The organism is Mangrovibacterium sp., assembly GCF_059905295.1.
This window is the reverse complement of the sequence record NZ_JBZQJF010000194.1, coordinates 1-5,632: the sequence shown is the minus strand read 5'-3', so window position 1 is coordinate 5,632 and position 5,632 is coordinate 1. Positions and strand designations below refer to the sequence as shown.

Genomic DNA, 5,632 nt, shown 5'->3' with positions numbered 1-5,632 from the left:
GACTGGTTTTGTCGCCGAAGTTTACGGAGGTAAACCCAAAGAATCATTCCGAAGACCAAGGCCACAAGCCCGTATATAACGATATTTTCAACCAGTGTTTCACTCATATCAAAAAATCCAACGGTAACCAAAAGCCAGCGCCACACCAATATGAACCAGCATGATCAGCAACATGACCAAAGCAAAAGGTAAATGCGCAACATGCCAGTAGCGAAATAAATTTTGCATCGTTAGCAGCCGGTCAATCTTTCTGTTCAGCTTAATCTCATGCCGGATTAAGTATAGTAATTCTTTACGCATTTGATCGGATAGCAGGTTCGTTTTCAATCGGATTTTAATTTGTTGAACTACCCGCCTTTCGAACCAATACTTTCGTAGAAACCGGCTTAGGACATTTCCTCCGGTACGATCCGGGCGTGATTTAACGGCTTGAAGGATTTCCTCGGCCAGGAGCGAATCAAGTTGATATTTTTTCAACAACAGTTGCCTGAATTCTTCCTTCTTTAGTTCCAACTCCGTCAAGCTCATCTCCCGACCTTCAATCGTATGGGGGATTTGTAAATAAATATAGCGTCCTATGAGGCCACTGAGTACAACGGCAACCATGCACCAGAAACTAATGGATACGATTCCTCCGAATTTAAAAGCCGTGTGAAAAAGGACCAATACTGGTCCCAGGGAGCAAAGAAAGATGTGAAATTCGAGCCAGTACTTAAGGACGCCTACACGAGCAAACCTTCGTACACGCTTTCGGATCATATACATGCTAACACCAACAACCATAAGCAAGGAGCCTATAATTCCCAAACCATGTCCCAATAATCCACTTGGTTTTAACAATTGGTGCTGCTCGTGATAAAAACGGTCCTCAATTCCTAAACGATAATAGGAATAACCTTCAAGTAATAAATAGAAAAAGCTGGCAACAACCACAAGCACCATCATTGTCCGAATAGCCATTCGCATAAATCTGCTCATTTTCCCATTAAAACGGGAAAAACGGAACATCTAGTCTGTCAACAGCTTTATAACAGGTTTGCAACAAAAAAGGACGAGTGCCTTCAGAGGATTTCTACTCCCGATTCGAATAAAAGCGGCTCAGGATCGATCCGTCATTCACTTCCTTCGATAGCGACTCGATGGTGCTTTTCGGAACATCCAGCACATCCAACAGGATTAAACCATCGAGGCAGTTATTGAATAAAGGGTCGACGTTGAAGCCTACAATCTTCGCATTCAGTTTAATGTATTTCTTCAATAACACAGGCAAGCCGGTATTGAGTTCATCTACATCGCCAATAAATTTATCCAACATATTGATATCACCCAAATTTTCCATGATGACATTTATATTGGAGTCTTCAGTTTTAAATTTAAAAGCCTTCCGTGGCTTAATGTTACGAGCTGACTGCCAGTCGAAATGATGCGTCATAATAAATTTAATAATGAGCTCTTTCGACACATTCGAATAGTTATTGCTGATACTTACCGGCCCGATTAGGTAACGATATTCGGGATTTTTCAGCAGAAAATAGAGAATCCCTTTCCACAGCAGGAACAAAGACATGGGTTGACGCTGGTATTCCTTCACCACAAAGGAGCGCCCCAGCTCCAACGACTGCTCCAACACCGGCAGAAAACTCTCCTTCATTTTAAATAAACTTTGAAGGTAGAACCCGGCTGTTCCATAGTCGTGCAAAATGTCGGCACCTTTACCAATGCGGTAGGCACCTACCAACTTCTTCGCCTCGTCGTCCCAAATAAACAGCTGATTGTAGTAAAGGTCGAACTCGTCCAGATCAATTCCCTGGTTGGTTCCCTCGCCCACCTCGCGGAAGGTAAGCTCGCGCAAGCGGCCAATCTCATTCAACACGTTTGGAATCTTTTGCGCCGGGCTGCAATACACTGCAAAGTTTTTCAACTTAAACAGGAAGTACTGCTCCCCCAACTGCTCAATCTCCTGGCGAATAACTGCCGGATCAGTCTCGGGAACAATCGGCTCAACCTTGGGCTGTCGTTTCATCGAGTAATTGAAAAAGCGCTTTACCTCGATGCTGCTACACAGGCTGTATGTTTTGGCACGCAGGTAACGTCCAAACTGGTAGATCTCGGGAAAGTTGTCTTGTTCCTTGACCGAAATAGCTGAGCCAATGCGGATTTTCACCAGCTTATTCTTCTTATTCAGTAATTCGGATGGCAACTTGGCAGTACGCAAATTCGGGTGAATCTTACCAATGAGGTGAAAAAAGCGACTGTTCTTTCCAATAAAATGAACCGGTACAACCGGCACCTGGGCTTTTTTGATAAACTTCAGCACCGGGTACTGCCACTGGCGGTCGGTAATTTTATTATCGGCATCGTAACTCGACACCTCACCCGCCGGGAAGATACACAGGGCTCCACCCTTCTTCACATGCTCATAGGCATTCTTAACACCACCAATGCTCGACTTGGCTCCCTTGGCATTCTCAAACGGATTGACCGCCATAAAGAAATCGCTGATCGGCTCAACCCGTTTCAGCAGGAAGTTGGCCAACACCTTAACATCCGGGCGAACAGCACTGATCAGTTTAATCAGCAAAATGCCATCCAGCCCACCAAAGGGATGGTTCGAAACAACGATAAACGGCCCCGTTTTGGGAATCTTCTTCAAATCCCGTTCATCAAACTCATAATTGACTTCCAGAATGTCGAGTAAAGCATCAATAAACTCAACGCCCTGCTTATCGCCAATTTGCTGATAAATCTTATTCAGCTTGCTAAAACGCAAAACATACATGATAAATTTAGCCAGGCTCTCCCCTCCAAGGTACGCTAAATACGGACTGGCTTTCAAGATATCCTTCGGGTTTACAAGTTCCATCAAGTGTGTTAAAAATGTGCTGCTAAATGTAAAAAATCGATTTCTATTTCATTCGAATTGGGGAGTAATTTTTAATAAAATCGGCTACTGAAACCCTATTACGCTAAAAATAAGACCCGAAAGTCTTTTAAAATGTAGAAATCGCTCGTACCTTTGCAGCGAATTTAATTCCAGTTAACGCGTGAATTTACTTTATCAGAAATACAAAACAAGCGACTGGCTGCCAACCACTAAGAAAGAAGTACAGGAACGAGGTTGGGATCAGCTGGACGTGATTCTTTTTACCGGCGATGCCTATGTTGATCACCCTTCGTTTGGAGCAGCAGTGATTGGCCGTGTGCTGGAAGCCGAAGGACTGCGGGTAGCCATTGTGCCTCAACCCAACTGGCAGGACGACCTGCGCGACTTTAAAAAGCTGGGCGAACCGCGCCTGTTTTTCGGTGTTACTGCCGGAAACATGGACTCGATGGTAAACCACTACACTGCCAACAAACGGAAACGCTCGAACGATGCTTATACACCGGGTGGACAGTCGGACAAACGACCGGATTACGCCACCACGGTATATTGTAACATTCTGAAAAAGCTGTACCCCGATGTACCGCTGATTATTGGCGGCATTGAGGCCTCGCTACGTCGGGTAACCCATTACGACTACTGGCAAAACAAGCTGTACCCCTCTATCCTTGTAGACTCAAAAGCCGACCTGCTGTTCTACGGCATGGGAGAAAAGTCGATGGTAGAATATGCGCGCCTGGTGCAAAAAGGAGTTGATCCGAAAAGCTTAACCAACCTGCATCAAACAGCCTTCTTAGTCGATGCCGGAGAGCATTACCCAACCCAGAAAAAATGGAAAAGCCTGGAGCTTCACTCACACGACGATTGTCTGAAGGATAAGAAAATGTTTGCCCAGAACTTCATGCACATTGAAGAGGAATCGAATAAAGTTGATGCCAACAAGCTGGAGCAACGAGTAGGCAAAAAAATGGTGGTAGTCAACCCGCCATGGCCTCCTATGGAAGAAAAGGAAATCGACCATGTGTACGAGTTGCCCTACACTCGTTTGCCCCATCCGAAATACAAAAACAAAGGAGCCATTCCGGCTTACGATATGATTCGCCACTCCATTAACATCCACCGCGGATGTTTTGGTGGCTGTACCTTCTGCACCATCTCGGCCCATCAGGGTAAATTTATTGCCAGTCGCTCACAGGCTTCGGTGATGCGAGAGCTGGAGCTGGTTACACAAATGCCCGACTTTAAAGGCTACATCTCCGATTTGGGAGGTCCATCGGCCAACATGTACCAAATGAAGGGTATTCACCAGGAAATTTGTAACCGCTGTAAACGCCCGTCGTGTATTTTCCCCGATGTGTGTAAAAATCTGAATGTCGACCACAAACCAATGCTCGACCTGTACCGCGAAGTACGCAAGCATCCCAAGGTGAAAAAAGCATTCATCGGCAGTGGTATCCGCTACGATATGATCCTGCACGAAACCAAAGACCCGCAGGTGAACAAAAACAACATGACCTACCTGCGCGAGGTGGTAAAACATCACGTATCGGGCCGGTTAAAGGTAGCCCCTGAACATACCTCCGACGATGTGCTGAAAATTATGCGCAAACCGTCGTTTAAGTTGTTTTACAAGCTGAATAAGGTGTTCAACGAGATTAACAAACAGGAAGGACTGAAGCAACAGCTGGTTCCTTACTTCATCTCGAGCCACCCCGGCTGTAAGAGTGTCGACATGGCCAACCTGGCTGCCGAAACCAAACAGCTCGACTTTAAGCTGGAGCAGGTGCAAGACTTTACGCCTACACCGATGACCCTGGCCACGGTGATTTTCTACACCGGTTTTCACCCCTACACCATGGAAGAGGTGTTTACCGCTAAAAGTAAAAAAGAAAAATTGAGCCAGCGAAAATTCTTCTTTTGGTACAAGCGCGAGTACCAACGTGAAATTCGTGACGAATTAACTCGCCTAAACAGGAAGGATTTATTGAAGAAAATCTTAAATTAGAGACTTTATACTGACATACTAAAAAGGATGCGACTCGCTCATGCGACCGTGTCCTTTTTTTATTTCGAGTTTCGAGTTCAAAGTCTAAACAAACTGACCGTGTGAGTCAAAGTCACCCGGTCAGCTCTCTGTTATCCCGAGCCGAAATATCACCACATCCGACGAGTATATAAAGGGAAGAGTAGCCAGTAGCTGGGAATCAGGGATTTTCAGGCCCATAACGTTTAAACAAACCATAGAGAAACTTCAATTGCTCTTTGTTCAGGTTATGGTTAAAATCGACACAGTATCCATCTGAATCCAGGTATACTTCCAGGTAGTTGGTATATCTGTCATAAAAGGCATCTTGGGAATCATAGGCCATTGTGTTAAAAACATCCGCTATTTCAAATCCATGACTTTCGCCATATTCATCCACCCGGTAACTTTTTGATCTTTTATCCCGACGACCATCAGGCATGTAACTATAATATTCATAGATCAAAACTTTTTCACCATGAGGTAAAGGGATTGTTCTTGCAGGCAGTCCCAGTCTTGCCTCAACCGTGTTCTCTTTTTCCGTAATAAGGGCATAACCGATTGCTCTATTCGTTAACCGGGTAGTTGATGTGCAAGCACCAAAACAAACCGACAAAACAATAACCATTAAGCTTTTTTTCACAACTCCTTGATCTTTGGTTTTCCTACAGGACTTTTCTACGAAAAAGGAAATGGAATTGTTGGAAGATTGAAATGAACAGCATGTT

4 protein-coding genes are annotated in these 5,632 nt (G+C 44.7%); 1 reads left to right on the top strand and 3 read right to left on the bottom strand.

The window, feature by feature from the left end:
* Positions 1–108: 108 nt before the first annotated feature.
* Together AC37HE_RS10240 and AC37HE_RS10235 are read right to left on the bottom strand one after the other, a co-directional pair.
* Complete coding sequence (locus AC37HE_RS10240; RefSeq protein ID WP_500782741.1) at positions 109–978, bottom strand: hypothetical protein; 870 nt, start codon at positions 976–978, stop codon at positions 109–111.
* 94 nt (positions 979–1,072) lie between these two features.
* Positions 1,073–2,863, bottom strand: coding sequence for a GNAT family N-acyltransferase (locus AC37HE_RS10235; protein ID WP_500782739.1), 1,791 nt, complete (start codon positions 2,861–2,863; stop codon positions 1,073–1,075).
* A 181-nt stretch (positions 2,864–3,044) separates the two neighbouring features.
* On the opposite strand from AC37HE_RS10235, the gene AC37HE_RS10230 reads away from it, so the two are divergent.
* Entirely contained in the window at positions 3,045–4,886 is a 1,842-nt protein-coding gene (locus tag AC37HE_RS10230) for a YgiQ family radical SAM protein (RefSeq protein WP_500782738.1), read from the top strand.
* A 199-nt stretch (positions 4,887–5,085) separates the two neighbouring features.
* Here the strand turns inward: AC37HE_RS10230 and AC37HE_RS10225 are convergent, their stop codons facing one another.
* Entirely contained in the window at positions 5,086–5,547 is a 462-nt protein-coding gene (locus tag AC37HE_RS10225) for a hypothetical protein (RefSeq protein WP_500782737.1), read from the bottom strand.
* Positions 5,548–5,632 lie beyond the last annotated feature (85 nt).

Bases quoted from the DNA above. Each gene is read 5' to 3' on its own strand.
- AC37HE_RS10240 (WP_500782741.1), bottom strand. From the start codon at position 978: ATGAGCAGATTTATGCGAATGGCTATTCGGACAATGATGGTGCTTGTG.
- AC37HE_RS10235 (WP_500782739.1), bottom strand. From the start codon at position 2,863: ATGGAACTTGTAAACCCGAAGGATATCTTGAAAGCCAGTCCGTATTTA.